Raw genomic sequence first — 22,321 nt, 5'->3', positions numbered from 1 at the left:
AAACAGGGCAAGCCGTAATGCCGGAAAGTTATGGACCTTAGCCTGTGTGGCGAGGGGGCTTGCCCCCGTTCGGCTGCGTAGCAGTCGTAAAACCATTGCATGCGGTACCTGATGCACCGCGATTGCAGGTTTTGGGGCCGCTTCGCGACCCAACGGGGGCAAGCCCCCTCGCCACACAAGCCCCCTCCCACAAGTTCGCTCACCTTAACTTACCGGGATTAGGGCAAGCCGGGCTGGACCCGCAAGGATCCGCCCGGCAATCACTCAGAGACCGACGTCTGGCAACTCCGGACGATTGGCCAGGGCCTTGGCCATGATCTGCTCGACGAACACCCGATCGGCTTCTGGCAGCGCCAGGCGTGGCGGACGGGTCAGGGCGCTGCCGCGACCGGCGATGGCTTCGCAGAGCTTGATGCACTGCACCAGGTCGGCACGGGCATCGAGGTGCAGGATCGGCATCAGCCATTCGTAGATCGGCATGGCCTCGGCAAAGCGACCGGCCTTGGCCAAGCGGAAGATGGTCTCGCCTTCTTTCGGGAATACGTTGGACATGCCCGAGACCCAGCCTTCGGCCCCCACCGCGATGCTTTCCAGCACCACGTCGTCGAGACCTGCGAACAGCACGAAACGGTCGCCGACTTCATTGCGCACGTCGATGAAACGGCGGGTATCGCCGGAGGAGTCCTTGAAGCACACCACGTTGTCGCAGTCGGCCAGGGAAATCAGGATGTCCGGGGTGACGTCGTTTTTGTAGATCGGAGGGTTGTTGTAAACCATCAACGGTACGTCGGCGTTCTTCGCCACGTAGCGGTAATGCTCGGCGGTCTCGAACGGCTTGGAGCCGTAGACCAGCGCCGGCATCAGCATCACGCCGTCGACACCGACCCTGCGCACCGCGTTGGCCACCTTGGCCGCTTGCACACTAGTGAACTCGGCCACACCGCAAATCACCGGCACGCGGCCGCGGGAAGCGTCGACCGCAACTTCGGTCACGGCGATTTTTTCTTCGGCGGTCAATGAGGTGTTTTCCCCCACCGAACCACACACCACCAGGCCCGATACGCCGTCACGGATCACGTTGGAAATCACCTGGTGGGTTTTTTCCAGGTTGATGGAGAAGTCATCGTTGAATTGAGTGGTCACCGCGGGAAAGACGCCACTCCAGTTAATGCGCTTGCTCATTGTTGCCTCCGGTTTGTTTATTGTATTTCGTATACGATATTTTAAATGCCGAGACTCGGCCAGTGGTTTTTTCAATCAATCAGGTTTTTTTATAGCCGTTGGTCTGGGGAGTTTCAGGCACCGGGCCAGGTGTCTGACAGGCGATAACCCTGTGGCCACGGATCGCTGGGGTCGAGCAGCAATTGGTGGGTGCCGGTGATCCAGGCCCGGCCGGAAATGCACGGGTAGATCGCCGGGCGGCCGGCCACTTCGGTCATCGAATCGATGCGGCAATGGAATTCGGAACCGAGGATCGAACGGCCGATAAAGCGCTCGCCGACCTGCATCAATCCCTTGGCCTGCAACACCGCCATACGCGCCGAACAACCAGTGCCGGTGGGCGAGCGGTCGATCTTGCCGGGTTGAATCACCACCGCGTTGGCCCCGGTGGCAATGCCGTTTTCAACCACGATGGGCGCGGCAATCTGGCAGAAGGAAATATGCGACCACTCGGGGTTCAGCGGATGGACGAAGCCCAGTTGTTCATTGGCGGCGCGGGTGATTTTCAACCCGACCTCGACCAGCTCGGCCGCCTCGTCAGGGCGGATGGCAAAGCCCAGGCGTTTGGCGTCGGCGATGACAAAACTGTCGCCGCCGTAGGCGGTGTCGACCTGCAATGAGCCGAGGCCTTCGACTTCGATCCAGGCGTCGAGGCGGTCCGCGAAGGAGGGCACGTTCTTGATTTCCACCCGTTCGACCTTGCCGTCGCGGCAGTCGGCCACGACCTCGATCAAGCCGCCGGGTGCTTCGAGCACCAGCCGGGTTTGCGGTTCGGTCATCGGCAGGATGCCGCTGTCGAGCAGCACCGTGGCCACGCACAGCGAGTTGGAGCCGGACATCGGGGGCGTGTCCGCCGGTTCCATGATGATCCAGGCCATCTGCGCTCGAGGGTCCTTGGCCGGCACCAGCAGGTTGACGTGGCGGAACACGCCACCGCGAGGTTCGTTCAGGACGAAATTGCGCAGGGTTTCGTCTCGGGCGATCCAGCGCGATTGCTCCCACACGGTGGCGCCCGGTGGTGGGGCGACACCGCCGACGATCACATCGCCGACTTCGCCTTCGGCGTGGCAACTGACCACATGAATGACTTTCGATGAGCGCATGGTTTACTCCTTTTATCGCCTGTCCGGGCCTCATCGCGGGCAAGCCCGCTCCCACAGTGATTTGGGTTGAACACCGATTTTGTGTACACCACCAAACCCTGTGGGAGCGGGCTTGCCCGCGATGAGGCCATCCGTTATTTCACCGATTTCAGAAACGCCGCCGTCTCCGCATGCACCGGATTGCCAATCACCTGATCCGGCGAGCCGATCTCGTGCACCAGGCCATTGCGAAAGAACGCCACGCGGTCGGACACATCCCGGGCAAAACGGATTTCGTGGGTCACCAGCACCATGGTCATACCGTCTTCGGCAAGCATGCGCATGGTGTCCAGTACCTCGCCGACCAATTGCGGGTCGAGGGCCGAGGTGGCTTCGTCGAACAGCATGTAGTCCGGCGACATCGCCAGGGCGCGGGCGATGGCCATGCGTTGCTGCTGGCCTCCGGACAACTTGCCGGGGAAGGTCTTGAGCTTGTCGCCAAGGCCCACGTGGGTCAGCTGCTGCACCGCCAGTGCCTCGGCTTCGGCCTTGCTTTTGCCCAAGACCTTACGCGGCGCCAGCATCACGTTTTCCAGCACGGTCAGGTGCGGGAAGGCATTCCATTGCTGGAACACGATGCCGATTTTCTGCCGCAGGCGGTTGAGGTCGGTGGCGCTGTGATGGACCTCGACGCCGTCGACGCGGATGTTGCCTTTCTGGATCGGTTCCAGGCCGTTGATGCACATCAGCAGGGTCGATTTGCCGGAGCCCGAGCCGCCGATGATCGACACCACTTCGCCCTTGTCCACCGTCAGGCTGACACCCTTGACCACGGCCAGATCGCCGAAGGATTTATGTACGTTGTCGATCTCAATCATTTTCTTGCCACCTTCTTTCCAGACGAGCACCCAGGCGTGCAACCACCAGGCTCATGACGTAATAGATAAGGCCCGCGACGCACAGCACCAGCAGCGGTTCCTGAATGCGGGTGACGATGGTTTGCGAGGCGCGCAGCAGTTCGACGATGCCGATCCACATCACCAGTGCGGTGTCTTTCATCACCCCGAGCACCAGGTTCAGCCAGCCGGGGAAGGCTACTCGGGTGGCCATCGGCAGGACGATCCAGCGCAGGTCCTGCAAAAAGCTCAGGCCCAGCGAACGACTGGCCCGCCGCAGGGTGAATGGCACTGACAGCACGCCGCTGCGCACGATCTCGGTGAAGTACGCGGCGGTGTACACCCCCAGCACAATGCAGCCGACGCTGAAGGCGCTGAGGTTCAAGCCGACGATGCTTTTGAGTGAGTTGAACAGCACGAACTGAATCAGCAGCGGAACGCTGCGAAACACGTCCAGCACCCAGGCCAGGGGCAGGCTGGCGCGTGGCAACAAGGCCCGCAGCAGGCCAAACAACAGCCCGGCGAAGGAGCCGAGGATGATCGACCAGAACGTCAGTTGCAGGGTGACCCAGGCGCCATCGAGCAGGAACAGCAGGTCATTCCAGGAAAAACTGGTGGAAAACATGGTCAAGCCCTCAGTAACGGAACAACCGCCAGGCCATCAGCCGGGCTGACGCGACGATCGCCTTGGCAATCAGGTAATACAGCGCCGCGGCGATGGCGAAGTATTCGAAGGTGCGGAACGTTTTGACGTTGTAGTCCTGGGTCACCCCGGTCAGGTCATTGTTCAGCCCGACGATCACCCCCAGCGACGTCATTAGCACTGCCCAGACCATCTGATTGGTCAGCGGGTAGAAAACGATCCGCAGCAACTGCGGGACGATGATCATGCGGTAGGCCTGGAAGGCACTCATGCCCAGCGAACGTGCGGCGCGCACTTGGGTGTCGGGTACGGCCTTGAGGCCACCGCGAAAGTTCTCCGCCAGATACCCGGCATTGTTGAAGGTGATCCCGGCGAGCAGGGCGAACCATGAGCTGACATGCAGGCCCAGCGAACCGAGGCCGAAGTAGAGGACGTAGATCTGGAACAGCGACGGGGTGTTGCGCGCGATTGATACCCAGCCGTTGCCGATGCCGCGCAGCAGCGGGGTTTTGCTTTCGCGCATCACCGTCAGGGCCAGGGCGATCAACACGCCGAAGATCATCGACAGCGCGGCGGTCTCGAAAGTGACCCAGGCGCCGGCGAGCATGTCCGGCAGGGCGCGCAGGGTGGCGCGCCATTGGAAGGTGTAATCAAACATGCGCGAGCGTCTCCAGAGGGGTGGCAATGTTCAGCCAGGCCGGCAGACGACCGCTGGCCGTGGCACTGCAAGCGGTGTCGACGCATTCAGCCAGGCTGGCGAAATGCACCTTGCGGCCCACCAGGCCAGGGGCGTAATGGGCGTATTTGCCGGAGTTGGTCATCAAGGTTGTTGCGCCCGGCGGGATCACCGGTTCGCCGAGCATGCACCAGCAGGTATCGGTGACCAGGGTCGCGCCGAAGGCTTCGATCACGGCGATATGCCCGGCTTCGCGAGCCTGCTCCAGCACGGCGCGGCCGCAGGTAATGGCGAGGACCACCTCAGGGTGCTTGTGACGACCGAGGCACAGCCGCGCCAGGTGGGCGAACTCGCTGAGGGAGAAATGCGGGTTGCCCAGCGAGACCACATCCACCCGGCTGTCGCGGGCACTGTTGAGCTCGCGCCAGCTGACCAATAGATCTTTGAGTCGGATTGTTTCCACGGGTAGGGCTACATCCACCTCCAGCACCTGCGCCGGGTCGATAGCTTCCGGGGTGATCCCGGCGATATGGAACAAGGGGGCAGAGGAGGTGGTGGCAAATGCCGCGCCGAACGCCTTGAGGTCGTCCAGGCTCGGTTTGCGGTTTTCCAACCCGCGCACCAGTGGAATCCGGCTGCCCGCCAGCGCGCCGATGTGGTAACCGAGCAGCGGGTAGAAGGCATCGTCCAGTTCACCCAGGGCGAGCACCTCCACCTGCAATCGGGCCTTGCGTTGCGCGTCCAGGTGACAGCCGATCAATGGCGCGCGACCGGTCAGGGCAATGCAGATGTCCAGGTAATCCGGGTACTTCAGGGTGCGTGCACCCAGCACACTGTTGGCGTAGACCACCGCGTTGGATTCGGCCCAGACGATCTGCTCGCCCGCCTTCGGCGCGCTGTCGAGCAGGTAGGGCGCACAGGTGAAACTGAGTTGCGCACCCATCGCCATATAGGCATCGCCCAAGGCACTGGCCGGTTCGCCGAGCGCCGGGTCGATGCCCAATTCGCGCCAGCGGCGCTGGTCCACGGAAATCGAATTGAGGGTGGTGGGCACCCGCACTTTTGCTCCCCATTGCACCAGTTGCTCGGCAAAGCGCAGGCTCGCCGGTCCCGTGTAAATGCAGCCGTCAATGTGCGCCTGGGTGACATCCACCAGACGGCGGGCGCCTTGCAGTTCGGCCATGCGCAGGACGATCTGCATGGCCACTTGTGCAGCCTTGCCATGCTGGCCGTCGAGCAGCGCCCGGTCGTGTTCGGTGAGTTCGAGCGGGGCGCTTGGGTCTTGCGTTTGCAATGGGCTGTCGAGTGCCTGCCAGGCATCGCCCGGCAGGTGTTCGAACACGGTTACCGAGGCGCCGTCGACTCGAGCGAAGGCCTTGCCGCGCAATGCGGCGAAGGCCTCTCGGCCGATGCACAGCACCGGCAGGGAACGCTCGAAAATGGTCTGCGCCACGAGCACGCCCAAGGTCAGGATCTCATCGGGTTCGGCCAGCACCAGTGCGGCCGGTGCGTGACCGTTGCTGATCAATTCCATCAACACGCTACTGCCGGTGCACGAGCCGCGACCGCTGGGAATGGCCAGCACGCGGCCGGCCAGGTATTCGCCGCTGAGCGGGTGGTGACGATCAATGATCTCACCGCTAACCGGATCGACCCCGCCCCAGAAACTCAACCCGATATCGGCGAACAACAGAGCGCCCTGAGCGGCGCCCGCGACCAGGCTGCGGCCGGTCAGAGAAGTGGGCCTAGGCATGCCGGACACCTCAGTAGTAAACCTGTGGCACGGTCAGGTTGGTCGGCGGGATTTCAGTGCCGACCCATTTGACGAACAGCTCCTTGTAACGACCGGTGCGCACCTGCTGGTTGACGAACAGGTTGAGGTAATTGAGCAGGCCATACTCGTTGCGCTTGGCACCGAGGGAAACGTAGTCGATCACGTACGGCGCGTTACCGGCGACTTTCAGGTTTTTGTATTTGCCCGACTTGAGGGTGGCGGCGGCCACGGTGTTGGTGACCACGGTGGCGTCGATATGGCCCTGGGCGACGGCCAGCAGGGTGTCGTTCTGCGACTGATAAGCGCGGAAGGTGCCGGTGCCCCAGTTCTTCACGTCTTTCTCCAGGGCGATGGCCTCATAGGTGCCGCTGGTGTTGCCCACGGGTTTGCCCTTGAGGTCATCGAAGCTGTTGATGCCGGTGTCGTCGCGAGTCAGCACCACCATCTGGAAGGCAAAGTAGGGCACCGTCAGGCCGACAGTCTTGGCCCGTTCGAGGGTGTCGGAGGTGGAGGCGACGATCACATCGGCCCGCCCGGAGACCAGCGCCGGAATACGGTCCGGGAACGGCGTCTCGACCACTTCGGCCTCGACCCCGAGGATTTTCGCCAGGTCACGGCAGTAGTCCACGTCGAAACCGGCTGGGTTGTTACCGGCATCGCGGAAACCCATGGGCGGGAAGTCCAGGGTCACGGCGCAGCGCAGCTTGCCCGAACCGATGATGTCGTCGAGCTTGTCGGCCTGGGCGGTGGCAATGAAGGAGGTACTGAGAACAGCGCTGAGGGCTACGGCAAATGCGGGGTTTTTCATAGAGGCCTCGTTGGTGTGAAGTGCTGTTGGATATCGTATTGGGGATTTCGTATACGATATTAAATATAGCAATCAACGTGCCCGTTTCCAGGCCAGGGCGTGAATTTGTTGGCAGGCCTTGGAGTAGAGGTGTTGCGGTGCGTCAGGGGGATGTTGTGAGGGGCGAGGTCCGCGATGGCGGGTGTTACAGATGGGAGCAATGGTTGTGCGGGGCGCCCCTTTAAGGAACATCGGCGCCCTGCCATCTTTTGATAGACCAACCCGTGCTCTGACACACCCATGTGGCGAGGGAGCTTGCTCCCGCTGGGTTGCGAAGCGACCCCAAAACCTGTAACCGCGGTGTATCAGAGAAATCGCATACACCGGATTGACGACTGCTGCGCAGCCGAACGGGGCGGTGCGGCGTTCCGACAAGCCCCCTCGCCACAACAAGCCCCTTTGCCACAGATCCTCGCTAGCCCTGCGGATCGAGGTTATCCAGCACTCGGTTCACCGCCAGCTCACCGAGCATGACCACCGATTGAATCCCCAACATCACGTTGCGATGGGGCATGTCCATCAGCCCGGCGAACTCACTGAGCATCATGCTGGCTGACGCCAGGGATTCGCAGGCGTTGACCAGCAGGGTTTCGTTATCGACCTTGGGGCCGACGTGGTAAATGGTGCTGGGTTTGCGCTGGGTGTCTTTGGGGATGGGTGGTTTGAGGTAGTGATCGAGGGCGCGGTCGGCGGCTGCGTGGAGTTTTTTGGAATCGAGGGATTCGTAGGGGGAAACGTCGTCGGTTTCTGGAGGATTTGGCGTTGGTTTGAACATAGATGGAACTCCATATGTGATTAGAGGAGCCATCACCCTCGCTACCAAACGAAGAGGTGGTGGCCATACGAAGGTTGGTAGACCGGCCCACATGGAAAAACCGGCGTGCCCGAGGGCACCCTACGCATGGCCACCATAAAAACAAACGCTGAAAGCATCTGCATAAGGTGAAGCTATGCGACATGTGGACGGCGGGCTACCAAACCCGATCGCTGTTTTTCAGCGACAGGGAAACGATATAGCCCGGGCCACAGGCGCACTAGCCGGCGGATTCTGGCGTAGTCGTAGGCAGCGGCGCAAGGATGTGTAGCCTGGGTGAGTATCTGGAAGTGTCGTTTAAACAGTGCTTGTTTATCGGTCTGACATTGAGCCTTGTGGTGGCTGTGCAGGCCTCATCGCGGGCAAGCCCGCTCCCACAGGTATTTGTATTGAACAAAGGATTCGTGAACGACATCGATCACTGTGGGAGCGGCGGTGCGGCGATCCGACTTGCCCGCGATGAGGCCCGTAAGAACACCCACATTCCCTAACGCTGAGTATCGCGATACTGGCTCGGTGACAGACCGGTCAACGCACGAAACTGCCGGCTGAACGCACTGTGATCGGTGTAACCGCAGCGCAGGGCGATCTCGGTGATCGGCAGTTCTGTGTGCAGCAACAACCGTGAACCTTCTTCCAGGCGTGCCTTGTTGATCATCTGCCGTGGGGTGAGCTGGAAGACCCGTTTGCAATGACGCTCCAACTGCGCCACGGAATAACCGGCGATGGCGGTCAGTTCGGCGAGGCTGATGGGGCGGGCGAAGTGGCTGCGGATGTGCGCGTCCACCGCGGCGAGTTTCTCGAACGCGGGGTGATTGGACTGCGGCGATTGCAGATCGCGGGAGATCCCCGCCAGGCCCACGATGTGACCCTGTTCATCCTTCAAGGCGAGTTTGTGGGTCAGGCACCAAATCGGCTGGTTGCCGTAATACAGGTGCAGCTCCAGTTGGTCGGCCATCTCGCGACCGCTGGACAGCACCCGCCGATCCTGTTCGGTGTACAGCGGGCCGAAGCGTTCCGGGAAGACCATTTCGGCGGTGCGCCCCAGCAGTTCCTCGCGATGTTTGAAACCGCAACGCCGGGCCAGGGTCTGGTTGACGAAGGCGTAGCGGGCTTCGCGGTCCTTGATGAAAAACACCACGTCCGCCAGGGTGTCGAGCAGCGGCGCAATCGGCTGCAGGCTGTTCAACAGCGTGGGCAGATCGCAGGGTTTGAAGGTGCTGAGCGAGGGATACATGGCGTCGGGGTCTGGTGGCGACCCCGGGATCATAGAGGCTCGACAGCGCGCCTGAAACCCCCGAGGGGGTTTCAGGCCGGCGGGGTGTCGTCCAGGCACATCAAGGTCTCGATTCGTGCCGGGCTGAAGGGCGGGCGGGGCGCCGAGGGTTGCCAGCCGAACAAGTGCTGCACCGCGCCACCACATACCCGGCCCTGACAAGCGCCCATGCCGCAGCGACTGGCCAGCTTGGCTTCGCGCCAGTCAGTGTGCCCGGTCAATGCGCCGTAGGGCACGTCTTCGCAGCGGCAGACCAGGGTGTCGGGGTGGGCCAGGGATTTGAGTGGCGGGTCGAGGGCGAAGGCCTGATTCAGCGCCTTGGCAAAACCCTGCCAGCGTGCCCGGCGTGGCCACAACTGACGGGCCGCTTCAAGGTTACCGACCGCCGCGTGCCCAGCAATGGCACCTTCGACCAACGCCAGTTCACTGCCACCAAACCCGGTGCATTCACCCGCCGCATAATGATCGGCGCGACTGGCCTGCCAGGCATCCACGGCCAACGCCTGACCTTCGATGGCATAACCCAGTGCCTGGCCCAATTGAATGTTCGGGATCAAGCCGAAACCACAGGCCAGCCGATCACATTCCAGCTCGACGATATTGCCTTGCTGTTGCAGGCGCACGCCTTCCAGCCGGTCAGTGCCAAGGGCGGCCAGCACATGCGTCGCGGTGCGGTAATGGCGGTCGAACAGGCCGAACGATTGCAACCATTTGCCAGGCCAGCGGGGCAGTTGCGCGGCGAAACCGGCGACGGCGGTGCGCGAGGCTTGCTCGGCGATGCGCTGGATCTGCGCGCCGTGTTTTTTCGCGGAGGCGGCACTCGCCAGCAACAGCGGGCCGCTGCCGGCAATCACCACGCGCTCACCCTGCACCGGCAGGCCCGCCTTGATCAGCGCCTGCAAGCCCCCGGCGCCGGTCACGCCGGGCAACGTCCAGCCGGGGAAGGGCAGCAGCAACTCGCGGGCGCCGGTGCACAGAATCAATCGGTGATAACTGATCAGCCAGCCGTCATCGTCATTTTCGACCAACAGCTGTTTCGGACCGGGATTGGCGATCACCCGGGTGCCGGCGTGGCGGCGGATGTTGCTGCACGCCTGCAAACGTTCACGCAGGCGACGGGCCTGATCGGGTACGTTGGCTTGCGGACCGTCACGCCAGATTTGCCCGCCCGGCAGCGGATTGTCGTCGAGCATGACGATGCGTGCGCCACTGGGCGCGGCGGCAAGGGCAGCGGCCATGCCGGCGGGGCCGGCTCCGATGATCAGCAGATCGGCGTATTCGTTCATGGGCATGTCTGCACCTGCATGCCGTCGCGGCACAGAGTCTGGCAGGCCAGGCGTCGCCGGCCGTCGATGGTCACCCGGCATTCCTGGCAAATGCCCATGCCGCACAGCGGTGCGCGGCGCTGGCCACTGACCGAAGTGCGCGTGCATCCGTCGCTGCCCAGCGCCAAGGCTGCGGCGACGCTGGTGCCTTCGGCCACCTTCAAGGCGCGGCCGTCCAGCAGTAATTCAGGCATAGGCGGGTTCTCCGAGGAAACGCTGGGGCAGATAGGGTTGCGCGGCCAGTGGCGGGGTTTCGTTGAACAGCTGCGCCACCAGCAAGTCGGCCGTGCCAGGGGCGGTGGTAACGCCCAAGCCTTCGTGACCGACGGCCAGCCACAAGCCTTGGCGCTGCGGATGCTGGCCCACCAGCGGCAGGCCGTCGGGGCTGGCGGCGCGAAAGCCGGTCCAGGCGCGGATGCCGTTGAGCCGGGCCAGCCCTGGCATGTACTCGGCGGCACGCTTGAGCATTTTCGCCAACATCCAGCCTTCGACCTGCGGGTCGGTGGTGCCGAATTGCCGCGAGGCACCGACGAACAATTGCCCGGTGGGGCGCGGCTGAATATTGCAGGCGGTGGATGGCCCCGTGGCGTTGTGGGCGCTGGTGACGTAACCCAGTTCCACCAGGGTGTGGGTGACGGTGCCGGGGTAGCGGTCGGTAATCAGCAGATGGCCTTTTTTCGGCTCGATGGGCAATTCCGGGCACAGTTCGTTGGCCTGAACACCGTTGGCCAACACCACCGCTTCGGCCCGCAACCACTGACCGTCATCGAGGCAGACGCGATTGCCATCGACCGCGCTGACCCGTGCCCGATGCTGACGGATGTTCGGCGTGTCGAGCATCCAGCGGGCCGTCGCCGGCGCATACAGAATGCCGTCGCCATTGATCAGCAAGCCGCCTTCCAGATCCTCGCGCAGTTCCGGTTCACGCTGACGCAAGGCGCTGGCACTGACCAGTTCGCACGCCACGCCCTGGGCTTTCAGGTTCAGGTATTTGCTGTGGGCGACCGCCATTTCTTCGGCGTTGGCCGCCAGCCACAGCGTGCCGTTGTTGCGGTAGGCGCAGCCGTCGGGCAGGTCCGGCGCCAGTTCGCGCCAGCGTTGCAGGGAATATTGGCTCAGGGCCAATTCGGCCGGGTTGTCGTCGAGCACCAGCAGGTGGCCCATGCCCGCCGCCGTCGCACCGTGCAGGCCGGCGTCCAGCACCAGCACTTGCAAGCCACGACGGGCTAACGCCTGGGCGCAGGCGGCGCCGATGATGCCGGCGCCGATCACGATCACATCGGCCACCAGGCCCTCGCTCATGGACGAATGCCCCAGGCGAACGGGTCATCCTGTTCGATGATCAAACTGGCTTCGGCGCTGATAAAGGCACGGCCGCGAATGGTCGGCACGATGCGCTCGCCTTGCCATTCGTAAGAGCCTTCGAACTCGCTGCCGATGACACTGGCCTGGCGCCAGATCTGCCCCGGTTGCAACTTGTCGTCGGCGGCCAGGCAGGCCAGTTTGGCACTGGTGCCGGTGCCGCACGGTGAGCGGTCATAGGCCTTGCCGGGGCAGAGCACGAAGTTGCGGCTGTCGGCTTGATCGTCATCGGCGAACAGTTCGATATGGTCGATCAACCCGCCGTCTTCGCCACGAATGCCCTGGGCCTCCAGCGCTTGTTGCACGGCGTAGGTATAAGCGGTCAGCGCGTCGAGGTTGTCGCCGGCGACCCGCAGGCCATGCTCGGCGATCAGGAAAAACCAGTTGCCGCCCCAGGCGATATCGCCAACCACCTGACCGATGCCCGGTACCTGCAACGCCAGCGCCTTGCGGTAACGGTAAGCGGGCACATTGCGCACGCTCACCGAATGGTCTTCGTGCAGGGTCGCCTGCACCGTCCCCACCGGCGTCTCGATGCGGTGCACACCGGGGCCGATCTTGCCCAGGTGCGCCAACGACGCCACCAGGCCGATGGTGCCGTGGCCGCACATGCCCAGGTAACCGCTGTTGTTGAAGAAAATCACCCCGGCACAGGCGCTCGGGTCTACCGGTGTGCAGAGCAGGGCACCCACCAGTACGTCGCTGCCTCGTGGTTCCAGCACGCAGGCGGCGCGCCATTGATCGTGATGGTCGGCCAGCCGCTTGCGCCGTTCGGCCATGCTGCCGGTGCCCAGGTCAGGAAAGCCGGCAGTCACCAGACGGGTTGGTTCGCCGCCGGTGTGGGAGTCGATCACGGTGATGCGTTTCATGGGAGGGCCACGTCCATTCAGATGAGTGAACGCAAGAGTGGCCTGTGCAGCGGGGTATCGGCTTGATGGATTTATCCCGTGCCGATGACGAAATCGGCACAGCATCCGCAATGATCAGTGGGCGTGAGGCAGGTGCTCGAACAGGGTCTTGCAGACCCCGGCAATGTGCTCGTCCAGCAGCTTCACCGCCAGCTCCACATCGCCGGCACGACAGGCCGCGAGAATCTCACGGTGCTCGTGATCGGCCCGTTCCTTGCCGGCCGACAGGCTCATTTGCATGCGCAGGTAGCGCTCCAGCTTGTCGTTGACCGAACGAATCAGGCTGACCAGAAACGGCCGTTGCGCTGGTTCATAAAGGCAGGCGTGCAGCTCCCAATTGAGCTCGGCCCAGCGGCCCACGTCGTCCTCGCCGATGAACTCCTGGCAGATGCGCTCGGCACGGGCGAAGGTTTCTTCGGTCATGTTGGGGATGGCCAGGCGCAGTATTTTGTCCTCCAGCAACATGCGCACTTCGAACATCTGCGCCAGCTCGGCATCGGAAACCCGCGTGACCATCGCCCCTCGATTGCGCTGGAACATCACCAACCCTTCGGCTTCCAGCCGCTTGAGGGCCTCGCGCACCGGAATCTTGCTGACGTTGAACTGGCGAGCAATGTCGTCCTGGCGAATCGGCTCATCTTCGGCGAAATGCCCGGCGACGATGGCGTCGCGCAGATGACGGGTGATGATTTCCGAGGTCGACGGTGTATTGCCGAGGTCGGGAGCGTTGAGTTTGGGTAGGTTCACGGCGGCGGTCGTTTGGAAGTGAGATAAGCGATAGGGTATACGAAATCCTTTCGCTGATCTTCCTTGGGCCGTACCTGCCAGCAAAGTGCGTAAACGTGTGGGAGCGAGCTTGCTCGCGATTGCGGCGGGTCAGCCGACATTGATGCTGAATGTACCGCCGTCATCGCGAGCAGGCTCGCTCCCACAAGGGCTGTGGTGACGTTGGCTACTGCGGCTGGTGCTTTACCGTACATGCGGAAAAACATATATTCGGTTAAGCGCATATAAGCTGATGCTCCACTGTGACGCAAAGCCCAAACCAGCGAGAACCGAAATGTCTGACTCTCTGACGCCGACCGCCGTTTTCAAATGCCTGGCTGACGACAACCGCGTCCGCATGATGCTGCTCATCGCCCGTGAGGGAGAGTTGTGTGTCTGCGAGCTGACCTGCGCGTTGAACGAGAGCCAGCCCAAAATCTCCAGGCACCTGGCGCAGTTGCGCACCTGCGGATTGCTGGCGGACCGTCGGCAAGGCCAATGGGTTTACTACCGACTGCACCCGACGCTTCCTGACTGGGTCAATCAGATGCTGATCGTGGCGCTTCAAGCCAACGCGCACTGGTTGAGCCCCGATGCCAAACGCCTTGAACAAATGGGCGACCGTCCTGAACGGGCAGCCGCCTGCTGTCCGGCTTGATGATTGCCAAAGCACCCTCCCTGACAACCGCTACAGAGCACCTCAACATGACTATCAAAGTGGGCATCAATGGTTTTGGTCGCATCGGTCGTCTCGCCATGCGCGCCGCCTGGCGCTGGCCAGAGTTTGAATTCGTGCAGATCAACGACCCGGCAGGCGACGCGGCGACGCATGCGCATTTGCTGAACTTCGATTCGGTGCATGGCCGCTGGCATGATCAGGCGGATGCCGAGGGTAACTGCATTGTCATCGACGGCAAACGCATCAAGGTCACCGCCAACAAGGCGATTGCCGAAACCGATTGGTCGGGCTGCGACCTGGTGATTGAAGCCAGCGGCAAGATGAAAACCGTCGCGGTGCTTCAGGCGTACCTCGACCAGGGCGTCAAGCGCGTGGTGGTCAGCGCTCCGGTGAAAGAGGAGGGCGCGCTGAACATCGTCATGGGCGTTAACCATCAGCTGTTCAACCCGGCTGAACATCGCATCGTTACCGCTGCATCGTGCACCACCAATTGCCTCGCGCCAGTGGTCAAGGTGATCCATGAAGCGCTAGGCATTCGCCACGGCTCGATCACCACCATTCACGACCTGACCAACACCCAAAGCATTCTCGACCAACCCCACAAGGATCTGCGCCGTGCGCGGGCTTCGGGCATGAGCCTGATCCCGACCAGCACCGGTTCGGCCACCGCCATCGCGGAAATTTTCCCGGAGCTGCGCGGGCGTCTGAATGGCCACGCGGTGCGTGTACCGTTGGCCAATGCTTCGCTGACCGATTGTGTGTTCGAGGTCGAGCGCGTCACCACGGTCGAAGAAGTGAATCGGTTTCTCAAGGACGCGTCCGAGAACGAACTCAAAGACATCCTCGGTTTCGAGGAGCGTCCGCTGGTGTCCATCGACTACCGCACCGACCCGCGCTCATCGATCATCGATGCGCTGTCGACCCTGGTCATCAACGGCACCCAGGTCAAAATCTATGCCTGGTACGACAACGAATGGGCTTACGCGAACCGCACCGTTGAATTGGCCAGGATGGTCGGTCTGGCCGTTTAAGGAATGTTGATGAAAGCCTTGTCAGCCCTCGCACCGTCAGTGCGGCAATACCTGCTTGTGACCGGCAATTACTGGGCTTTTACCCTCACCGACGGTGCCTTGCGCATGTTGGTGGTGCTGCACTTTCATGCGTTGGGCTACAGCCCGCTGCAAATCGCGGCGTTGTTTCTGTTCTATGAACTCTTTGGCGTGATCACCAACCTGGTGGGCGGTTATCTTGGCGCGCGACTGGGTTTGAACCGGACCATGAACATTGGACTGGGAATGCAGGTTGTGGCGTTGTTGATGTTGACGGTGCCGGTGGCCTGGCTGACGATTCCTTGGGTGATGGGGGCCCAGGCGCTGTCGGGGATCGCCAAAGACCTGAACAAGATGAGCGCCAAAAGCTCGATCAAGCTGCTGGTGCCCGACGGGCAACAAGGCAAGCTTTATCAATGGATAGCCGTCCTCACCGGCTCGAAGAATGCCCTCAAGGGGGTCGGTTTCTTTCTCGGCGGGGCATTGCTCGCCCTGATCGGCTTCAAAGGGGCGTTGCTGGCCATGGCAGGTGTTCTGGCGCTGATCTGGCTCAGCAGCCTGGTCCTGTTGAAAAAGGACCTGGGCAAGGCGAAAGCCAAGCCCAGATTTCGCGACATCCTGTCCAAGAGCCGGGCCATCAATATTCTGTCAGCGGCGCGGATGTTTCTGTTCGGTGCTCGCGATGTCTGGTTTGTCGTGGCTTTGCCGGTGTACTTGAGCAGCGTGTTTGGCTGGGACTTCTGGGAGGTCGGTGGATTCCTGGCGGCCTGGGTGATGGGTTATGGCATCGTGCAATCGTTCGCGCCACGGATCACCGGCAAGCAACGAGGACATGTTCCTGATGGCCGCGCGGCGTTTCTTTGGGCGTTTGCTTTGGCAGGCCTGCCGGCGGCAATCGCTCTGGGTTTGAACACCGGGTTGTCGCAACAGTGGGTGCTGTTGGGCGGACTGATGGTCTTTGGTGCGTTGTTCGCGGTGAACTCCTCGCTGCACAGCTACCTGATCGTGTCTTACGCCAAGGAAGACGGCGTGTCGCTGGACGTGGGCTTCTACTATATGTCCAACGCCATGGGGCGGCTGATCGGTACCGTGCTCTCTGGCTGGGTTTATCAGGCCTTCGGGCTTGGAGCATGTTTATGGATATCCAGCGCATTTGTTATTTTCGCAGCACTGATTTCGGTTAGGTTGCCGAGGCATTCCAAAGTGCCCTAATTCGCGCTAAATCGCTCTAAAAGTGCTGTTTCACGCGCTTTACACTTATTAAGTGCAACTTCCATTTTTATTTATTTCGGCGTGCCTGACATTTTTCAGGCGCCAAATATTTGAAGTTTATTATATGTAACGAAAAGCGATTGTTCTTAGCGCAATTAATTCATACCCACGCTTACAACCTAAGCCATACATTACCCACCAGAACAGGCAGCGAGGAAAAACTACAACAACCTAATCACTAAAAACCTGACACAACAAAAACTAAAATCTCCTTATAAGTCGGTGAGCATCATGATTAAAATCATGGCCTACTTTTTAATAGGAGCTGGTATTGCAGGATGCAACGGTATGGTAAAACCCGACTTGTCGGGACCTGCCAATGATTCATATTTTTCCGTCTTCTCAGGCTTTCCCTTGCCCTATCTGTACACGGCCTCGGCTGTGCAATGGAACGAGGACTACGCCGTCACCACCCGCCACACGCCACTCATATCCAACGTGAAATACAGCTGCAGCACCGGTTGCGACCTGGTCTTCATCAAGCACAAGGCCAACGGTCACTATCCGTCATGGCGCGCGCCTCGCGTGGGTGAGCACATCACTGCCGTGGGCACGAGCCCGTATATGACGACTGTCAGCGGGCAAGGCAAGGTCTATCCGACGCCCTTCATCAACAGTGATGAAGGCAGCGGCGAGCGCTATGCCATCCATGATGCCCCGATGATCAAGGGGATGTCAGGTGGCCCCGTCATCGCCAATGACGGCAGTATTGTCGGTATCAATGTCGGTTTTTTCTCCACCACACTTCACGATGTAAGTTTTCATCCTGGGGTAAAGGGCGCTGAGCGGATCAGTATCTTTATTCCTTACTCGATCATTCAGCGTGAGTGGCGGTTGATGCAGGCGCAGTTAGATGATCCGCACGGCGCGAAATATGCGCAGAAGTAGTGCAGGGGTGTCACCCAGTGGGTAGGGGTGACAGCGCCTTAGCTCGTTATTGAGTCCAAGCGTATATTGATAGTGTCGATCCCGTTAGTTGAGGCGATAGCCAAGTGTCGGTGGTGTGACAGTCCAGAGCGTTGGGGGAGCATGTTCTGTATCTGCCCACATCTTCGCTGTCACGGGGCCAGCGGATCAGTGAATGGATTCGTTGTTGAATGACTCGGCCGGGACGCGTCGACGACCGGGGCGGGATTTTTTGAGGGCGCGTGCCGAGATGTCCTGGAAGGTATCGCAATCGGTCGCAGCCAGGAGCTTGCCACCGTCCTTCAGGGTGGCCATGAAGGTCACCTCGGTGTTCTTGCCGGCAAGCAGATAGCCGGCGATGGCTCCGACTGGACCCAGCAACAGGGCCCCGGCAAGGCCCAGGCCTATGGCGCTCTTGATATTTTTATTGCAGTCGGTGTTCTGGACCGTCAGGTCTTTAAATTCCGAGACCGAGAAACTTTTCCCCAGTCGTGGCTTGAGGGCCGTTTTGAGCGTGATGGTTCCCGAGTGATACTCTCCATCGCCCTGCGGGAAGTCACCGGCGAGCACTATGATCTTTGCCATGTGGAGTGGTCTCTGGGCGATCATTTTTGGGGTAGACATTGCGCGCGTCCAAACTCAAAACGTCAACGAGCTGACGATGAGTGGCAGTCATGGATTTGCGACACACAAGCATCAGTCTTCCGGGTCAATTTCTTCTTCAGCGTCCATCTGGCGTCGAGCAGGGCGGGGGTAGGATCGTCCGGCATGGTTATTCCTCCAGTCATGAACGCAAAGCGTAGCAGGCGGGTGGGGGTCGTAGAGGTGGTCATGGCCCTGGTCATGGACGTTTTCTAACGTTTGGCTCAAGCCGGCGGATAATGCGTTTTAATTCTTCGTTGACCCGACAGATGCTCGGAACCAACAACAGACCTTTCAGCCGAGAGGGGTTAATGGGGGATTAATGGATTTCTGGACCACCACGCAAGTATCGATTCTAGGGCTGATTGAAGGACTCACAGAGTTTTTGCCGATCTCCAGTACGGGCCACCAGATTATTGCTGCGGACTTGCTCGACTTTGGCGGTGAGCGAGCCATGGCGTTCAATATCATTATTCAGTTGGGCGCTATTCTGGCGGTCGTCTGGGAGTTCCGTCGCAAAATTCTGGACATCACCACGGGTTTGCCGACCCAGCGAAATGCGCAACGTTTTACGCTGAATTTGTTGATCGGTTTCTTGCCGGCGGTTGTTCTGGGTGTGATGTTCGCCGACAAAATCCATGAGTATCTGTTTAACCCGATCACCGTGGCCGTGGCGCTGGTAATCGGTGGGATCATCATGTTGTGGGCCGAACAACGCGAGCATGTGGTGGTGATCGATCACGTTGACGAGATGCGTTGGACCGATGCCTTGAAAGTCGGTTGCGCACAATGCCTGGCGATGATCCCCGGCACTTCGCGCTCGGGGTCGACGATTATCGGCGGGTTGCTGTTTGGCCTGTCACGCAAGACGGCCACCGAATTTTCGTTCTTCCTGGCGATGCCGACCATGGTGGGTGCCGCGGTGTACTCGGGCTATAAATATCGCGACCTGTTCCAGGCTACAGACTTGCCAGTGTTTGCATTGGGATTTGTCGCCGCGTTTGTCTTTGCGATGGTTGCCGTGCGCGGGTTGCTCAAGTTCATCGCCAACCATAGTTATGCGGTGTTTGCCTGGTACCGGATCGCCTTCGGTTTGCTGATTCTGGCGACCTGGTTTTTGGGTTGGGTTGACTGGAATCACCTCTCGGAAGGGGCGTAGGTTTTCCTGTGCTGATAAAAAACGCCGCTTGTTGTTGAGCGGCGTTTTTTATGTGAGCAGCTAAAAGCCTCTAAAGCTTGTTGACCCGCGCCAGTGGCAGGCTGATTTGCTGTTCACGCTGCAGGAGATTCATCATCAGCAGCACCCGTTCCTCGCCGTCCATGGCCAGGAACACCGCTTCGAGATCGCAGAGCGGGCCTTCAGTGATGCGCACAGCATCTCCGTGTTTCAACAACGTGGTCACGATCGCCTGGCTGTCCCGTTCCTGGAGTTCGTCGATCAGCGTATCGCGGATCGGCAATGGCTGACCGCCGAACCCGACGACCCGCGAAACGCCGCGAGTCGAGCGCAGTGGACCCCAACTGTCTTGATGGCTCAGTTGAATGAACAGGTAACCTGGAAACAGCGACTCGCTGATCACTCGACGTTGCCCGCGCAACATGCGTTCGCGTCTATAGGTCTTGCGAAAGCAGGCATAGCCCTGGCGCTGCAAATGTTCTTCGGCGCGCTCATCTTGTTTGGGCTTGCACTGGACCAGGTACCAGGCTTTGGTGGGGTGTTCTGCAATCGCGTTCATTCAAATGCCCTCCCTGCATCGATCTGCTCCAACAGTTCGGCGGTTTTGCGCTGCAGGAGCGAACTGTCGCCGCGACTTTCCACGATCAGGCAAGCAACACAACCCTTGCCCGAGAGGCGCAAGCTGAAGCGCCAGTCGGCAAAGACCAGGTTCAGCCCGTCGCTCTCGTTGAGGTCGAGGGTATCGCCGGCGTAACGCTGCTTGATGCTCGCCAGCAGCGCCGGGCCATCCTCGACTTGGCGGCGGATCTCCCCGGAGGAGGGAAACGCGCCGATGCGTTCCACCAGCAGTACCGGTGGTTTTCGCACACGGGGGAAAATCAGTTCCGACGCATAGGCGCGCACGATGCGGTACGCGAGGTTGTGCTTAAGGTCAGCGCTATACGGGTGGCGACTGTCATCTGCCTTGAAACCGCTCAACGTATTCATAGAGGCTTCGTCCATAAGGTAGTAAAGACCATATCGGGGGACAGCAACATCACAGGGCGTTTTGATGCAGATGCTCGAAGCAGAAGTTGGTGGCTTCGATGTAACCTTCGGCACCGCCGCAATCGAAGCGTCGACCCTTGAACTGGTAAGCCAGTACGCAGCCGTTCTGGGCCTGCTTCATCAGCGCATCGGTGATCTGGATTTCACCGCCCTTACCCGGTTCGGTGTCAGCGATCAGGTCGAAGATGTCGGGAGTCAGAATGTACCGACCGATGATCGCCAGGTTGGACGGGGCGTCTTCCGGACGGGGTTTTTCGACCATGCTGTTGACGCGGTAAATCCCCTCGCGAATCAACTCGCCGGCAATCACGCCGTACTTCTGAGTCTGCTCGCGGGGCACTTCCTGGATCGCCACGATCGAACAGCGGAACTGCTCATAAAGCTTGAGCATTTGCGCCAGGACTCCATCGCCCTCCAGGTTCAGGCACAGGTCGTCGGCCAGCACCACGGCGAATGGCTCATCACCGATCAACGAGCGGCCGCTGAGAATGGCGTGCCCCAGGCCTTTCATCTCTACCTGACGGGTGTAGGAAAAGCTGCAGGTGTCGATCAGTTCGCGAGTGCCATGCAGGAACTTTTCCTTATCGGTGCCACGAATCTGGTGCTCCAGCTCGTAGCTGGTATCGAAATGATCCTCCAGCGCACGCTTGCCGCGGCCGGTGACGATGGCCATGTGTTGCAGGCCGGCGTCACGCGCTTCCTCGACGGCGTACTGGATCAGCGGCTTACTGACGATCGGCAGCATCTCCTTCGGCATGGCCTTGGTGGCGGGTAAAAAGCGGGTCCCATAACCGGCGGCGGGGAACAGGCATTTACGAATCATGGAAGCGTCCTTGAAAGTAGACTGATGGAATGGCTAGTGGCAGTAGGAAAGATTCGATCCAGGTTGGCCGAACCGGTCACGCCGGGGAGTGCGGGCTCGAAACGGTCCGATCACTCGAGAAAAATGTTCGCAACGCGCCAGGGGCTGCGAAAGGTCTGCACGCCATGCTTCTCGCCAGGGCGCGGGCAGGGGAGATATCGAGCAGCTGATTGGCCAGCGAGAATGCCCGGTTGTTCCACGGCATGCTCGTGACGTAACCCGCTGTAAATAAAGTTATTGCCCAAGGCGTCCCTTACCCAACTACTAACCAAATGTTCGACACCCTGGCAATGCACTAGCGGAACGGCTATACATAAGCCATTCGCTATTTCGGTGTAATTTAGATTGAACAATCACCGGAAAACGGTAACTGTTATAAATTGTCTGAATAAATTCGCTAATTGTTATTTTCACACTTCGAAGAGTGAATGTTATTTTTTGTCTGTAGAAAAAGTTGAGGGTTGTTCAAACGTCATGGTAATAAATACGCACTGATTGTTTGAAAGTTTCAGCTGCAGTTACCGGCCATTATAAATGCCCGGGCTCATTCGTAGTTTAAAGCTCTTATGTTCGGCAAGTGCTAGGTCACCGCCAATGTTGACAAGACGGGGAAGGTTATCTTGCTTAAAAGGGTTTTGATTGTCTGCGTCGGCAATATTTGCCGCAGTCCCACCGCGGAGCATTTGCTGCGCGGGGCACTCGTCCATTCCAATATTCAGGTCAGCTCGGCTGGCCTGGCTGCCTTGACAGGCAAACCCATCGAGGCGACGGCACACGCTGTACTCAAGGAACATGGTCATCTGCCGCATGAGCACCAGGCCGTTCAACTTACCTCTCAAGCCGTCAGCGAGGCGGACTTGGTTCTGGTGATGGAGCGGCGGCATGTCCGCGGGGTGCTCGACATTGCCCCTGAAGCGCGAGGCAAGGTGCTGCTGCTGGGTAAATGGCAGGACGATCGCGAAATCAGCGACCCCTACCGTCAAGGCAAACCTGCTTTTGTGCACGCTTATGCGTTGATCGAAGAAGCCGTACACGCATGGGCACAGCGTCTCGCACGCTGATGGCCACTTCCTTTTTGAATCGTAATCAAGGCAAAGA

24 protein-coding genes are annotated in these 22,321 nt (G+C 60.2%); 6 read left to right on the top strand and 18 right to left on the bottom strand.

The features are described from left to right. Nucleotides 1–264 precede the first annotated feature (264 nt). From J3D54_RS29260 to J3D54_RS29195, 14 genes are all read right to left on the bottom strand, one after another. Complete coding sequence (locus J3D54_RS29260) at nucleotides 265–1,182, bottom strand: dihydrodipicolinate synthase family protein (protein WP_007903713.1); 918 nt, start codon at nucleotides 1,180–1,182, stop codon at nucleotides 265–267. A gap of 113 nt (nucleotides 1,183–1,295) precedes the next feature. Continuing rightward, nucleotides 1,296–2,324 (bottom strand): proline racemase family protein, encoded by a 1,029-nt coding sequence (locus J3D54_RS29255; RefSeq protein ID WP_253426041.1) that lies wholly within the window; start codon nucleotides 2,322–2,324, stop codon nucleotides 1,296–1,298. 134 nt (nucleotides 2,325–2,458) lie between these two features. Then, the gene (locus J3D54_RS29250) at nucleotides 2,459–3,181 is read right to left on the bottom strand and encodes an amino acid ABC transporter ATP-binding protein (protein WP_253426038.1); all 723 of its coding nucleotides are present in this window, start codon (nucleotides 3,179–3,181) and stop codon (nucleotides 2,459–2,461) included. Then, nucleotides 3,174–3,824 (bottom strand): amino acid ABC transporter permease, encoded by a 651-nt coding sequence (locus tag J3D54_RS29245; RefSeq protein ID WP_018928303.1) that lies wholly within the window; start codon nucleotides 3,822–3,824, stop codon nucleotides 3,174–3,176. The genes J3D54_RS29250 and J3D54_RS29245 overlap by 8 nt, the downstream gene beginning before the upstream one ends. A 10-nt stretch (nucleotides 3,825–3,834) precedes the next feature. Further along, nucleotides 3,835–4,500 carry an amino acid ABC transporter permease gene (locus J3D54_RS29240; protein WP_018928302.1) on the bottom strand — a complete coding sequence of 222 codons (666 nt, stop codon included), beginning with the start codon at nucleotides 4,498–4,500 and terminating at the stop codon, nucleotides 3,835–3,837. Continuing rightward, the gene (locus J3D54_RS29235; RefSeq protein ID WP_253426035.1) at nucleotides 4,493–6,271 is read right to left on the bottom strand and encodes an aconitase X; all 1,779 of its coding nucleotides are present in this window, start codon (nucleotides 6,269–6,271) and stop codon (nucleotides 4,493–4,495) included. The genes J3D54_RS29240 and J3D54_RS29235 overlap by 8 nt, the downstream gene beginning before the upstream one ends. Nucleotides 6,272–6,281: 10 nt before the next feature. Next, nucleotides 6,282–7,100 carry a transporter substrate-binding domain-containing protein gene (locus tag J3D54_RS29230; protein WP_019581953.1) on the bottom strand — a complete coding sequence of 273 codons (819 nt, stop codon included), beginning with the start codon at nucleotides 7,098–7,100 and terminating at the stop codon, nucleotides 6,282–6,284. 454 nt (nucleotides 7,101–7,554) lie between these two features. Beyond that, on the bottom strand, nucleotides 7,555–7,914 hold the full coding sequence (locus J3D54_RS29225; protein ID WP_253426032.1) for a DUF6124 family protein: 360 nt from the start codon (nucleotides 7,912–7,914) through the stop codon (nucleotides 7,555–7,557). 526 nt (nucleotides 7,915–8,440) lie between these two features. Further along, on the bottom strand, nucleotides 8,441–9,190 hold the full coding sequence (locus tag J3D54_RS29220; protein ID WP_253426029.1) for an AraC family transcriptional regulator: 750 nt from the start codon (nucleotides 9,188–9,190) through the stop codon (nucleotides 8,441–8,443). Between the two features lie 71 nt (nucleotides 9,191–9,261). Then, nucleotides 9,262–10,515, bottom strand: a complete 1,254-nt coding sequence (locus J3D54_RS29215; protein ID WP_253426844.1) for an FAD/NAD(P)-binding oxidoreductase — start codon at nucleotides 10,513–10,515, stop codon at nucleotides 9,262–9,264. Further along, nucleotides 10,512–10,748, bottom strand: a complete 237-nt coding sequence (locus tag J3D54_RS29210) for a (2Fe-2S)-binding protein (protein ID WP_008074690.1) — start codon at nucleotides 10,746–10,748, stop codon at nucleotides 10,512–10,514. The genes J3D54_RS29215 and J3D54_RS29210 overlap by 4 nt, the downstream gene beginning before the upstream one ends. Beyond that, entirely contained in the window at nucleotides 10,741–11,856 is a 1,116-nt protein-coding gene (locus J3D54_RS29205; RefSeq protein WP_253426026.1) for an FAD-binding oxidoreductase, read from the bottom strand. Before J3D54_RS29205 ends, J3D54_RS29210 begins: the two co-directional genes overlap by 8 nt. Continuing rightward, nucleotides 11,853–12,785 carry a 4-hydroxyproline epimerase gene (locus tag J3D54_RS29200; RefSeq protein WP_253426022.1) on the bottom strand — a complete coding sequence of 311 codons (933 nt, stop codon included), beginning with the start codon at nucleotides 12,783–12,785 and terminating at the stop codon, nucleotides 11,853–11,855. Before J3D54_RS29200 ends, J3D54_RS29205 begins: the two co-directional genes overlap by 4 nt. A 114-nt stretch (nucleotides 12,786–12,899) precedes the next feature. After that, a complete protein-coding gene (locus J3D54_RS29195) occupies nucleotides 12,900–13,571 on the bottom strand; it encodes a GntR family transcriptional regulator (protein ID WP_007935506.1) in 672 nt (223 codons plus the stop codon). Nucleotides 13,572–13,884: 313 nt separating this feature from the next. On the opposite strand from J3D54_RS29195, the gene J3D54_RS29190 reads away from it, so the two are divergent. From J3D54_RS29190 to J3D54_RS29175, 4 genes are all read left to right on the top strand, one after another. Further along, on the top strand, nucleotides 13,885–14,247 hold the full coding sequence (locus tag J3D54_RS29190; protein ID WP_253426019.1) for a metalloregulator ArsR/SmtB family transcription factor: 363 nt from the start codon (nucleotides 13,885–13,887) through the stop codon (nucleotides 14,245–14,247). Between the two features lie 47 nt (nucleotides 14,248–14,294). Then, complete coding sequence (locus tag J3D54_RS29185; protein ID WP_253426017.1) at nucleotides 14,295–15,299, top strand: ArsJ-associated glyceraldehyde-3-phosphate dehydrogenase; 1,005 nt, start codon at nucleotides 14,295–14,297, stop codon at nucleotides 15,297–15,299. 9 nt (nucleotides 15,300–15,308) lie between these two features. Continuing rightward, nucleotides 15,309–16,529: an organoarsenical effux MFS transporter ArsJ gene (arsJ, locus tag J3D54_RS29180; protein ID WP_253426014.1), complete on the top strand. Its 1,221-nt coding sequence runs from the start codon at nucleotides 15,309–15,311 to the stop codon at nucleotides 16,527–16,529. Between the two features lie 348 nt (nucleotides 16,530–16,877). Next, nucleotides 16,878–17,477 carry a serine protease gene (locus tag J3D54_RS29175; RefSeq protein ID WP_253426842.1) on the top strand — a complete coding sequence of 200 codons (600 nt, stop codon included), beginning with the start codon at nucleotides 16,878–16,880 and terminating at the stop codon, nucleotides 17,475–17,477. 186 nt (nucleotides 17,478–17,663) lie between these two features. Here the strand turns inward: J3D54_RS29175 and J3D54_RS29170 are convergent, their stop codons facing one another. Then, nucleotides 17,664–18,080, bottom strand: a complete 417-nt coding sequence (locus tag J3D54_RS29170) for a hypothetical protein (protein WP_253426010.1) — start codon at nucleotides 18,078–18,080, stop codon at nucleotides 17,664–17,666. A 379-nt stretch (nucleotides 18,081–18,459) separates the two neighbouring features. On the opposite strand from J3D54_RS29170, the gene J3D54_RS29165 reads away from it, so the two are divergent. Beyond that, nucleotides 18,460–19,296: an undecaprenyl-diphosphate phosphatase gene (locus tag J3D54_RS29165; protein ID WP_253426007.1), complete on the top strand. Its 837-nt coding sequence runs from the start codon at nucleotides 18,460–18,462 to the stop codon at nucleotides 19,294–19,296. Between the two features lie 70 nt (nucleotides 19,297–19,366). Here J3D54_RS29165 and rfaH read toward each other — a convergent pair whose 3' ends face one another. From rfaH to galU, 3 genes are read right to left on the bottom strand one after another with little or no spacing between them, the layout of a single operon-like run. After that, complete coding sequence (gene rfaH / locus J3D54_RS29160) at nucleotides 19,367–19,873, bottom strand: transcription/translation regulatory transformer protein RfaH (RefSeq protein ID WP_253426004.1); 507 nt, start codon at nucleotides 19,871–19,873, stop codon at nucleotides 19,367–19,369. Beyond that, nucleotides 19,870–20,301, bottom strand: coding sequence for a phosphomannomutase (locus J3D54_RS29155; protein WP_253426002.1), 432 nt, complete (start codon nucleotides 20,299–20,301; stop codon nucleotides 19,870–19,872). Before J3D54_RS29155 ends, rfaH begins: the two co-directional genes overlap by 4 nt. Nucleotides 20,302–20,350: 49 nt before the next feature. Further along, a complete protein-coding gene (gene galU / locus J3D54_RS29150; RefSeq protein WP_007935521.1) occupies nucleotides 20,351–21,184 on the bottom strand; it encodes a UTP--glucose-1-phosphate uridylyltransferase GalU in 834 nt (277 codons plus the stop codon). 659 nt (nucleotides 21,185–21,843) lie between these two features. On the opposite strand from galU, the gene J3D54_RS29145 reads away from it, so the two are divergent. Next, nucleotides 21,844–22,284, top strand: a complete 441-nt coding sequence (locus tag J3D54_RS29145) for a low molecular weight protein-tyrosine-phosphatase (RefSeq protein WP_253426000.1) — start codon at nucleotides 21,844–21,846, stop codon at nucleotides 22,282–22,284. Nucleotides 22,285–22,321 lie beyond the last annotated feature (37 nt).

Origin of the sequence: Pseudomonas sp. GGS8, assembly GCF_024168645.1 — a bacterium.
Classification (GTDB): Bacteria; Pseudomonadota; Gammaproteobacteria; order Pseudomonadales; family Pseudomonadaceae; genus Aquipseudomonas.
Note: the sequence above shows the minus strand (reverse complement) of the source record. Positions and strands in the feature narration are given on the sequence as shown.